General features: G+C 46.9%; 1 protein-coding gene. It reads right to left on the minus strand.

Going from position 1 to position 339, the window contains the following annotated elements; genetic code table 11:
- The coding region (locus AAZR93_RS21665; RefSeq protein WP_434721049.1) for a fimbria/pilus outer membrane usher protein at window positions 1-339 on the minus strand (339 nt) is incomplete at both ends.

A 339-nucleotide genomic window follows, 5' to 3' on the forward strand; every position in this document is an offset into this window, starting at 1 on the left:
TCGCACTGACTCGTGCACTGTCTGCTTGATGGCTAACAAATGCACTGGTTGAGGCTCCGTAGCGGCTGCTACCTGCACTCACCTGATAGGAGGTTCGGTCATCAATGCGGTCATAATAAGTGGCGCGATTAGTAGTATCATTGCGGTTCGTATTTAATGAATAGCCTACGCTGCCGCTATTTCCCCAAGGGAATGACAGCGATAAATAGGCGCTGTCATCATTGACGCCGTTGTACACACTGCGATTTGCCGACAGGTTCACACTGACATTTTTAATCGAACCAATATCCATATATTTCGAGATCATGATGCTGTAATAGTCATTACTTGGACGATCCC

Origin of the sequence: Providencia sp. Je.9.19 (assembly GCF_051129765.1) — a bacterium.
Taxonomy (GTDB): domain Bacteria; phylum Pseudomonadota; class Gammaproteobacteria; order Enterobacterales; family Enterobacteriaceae; genus Providencia.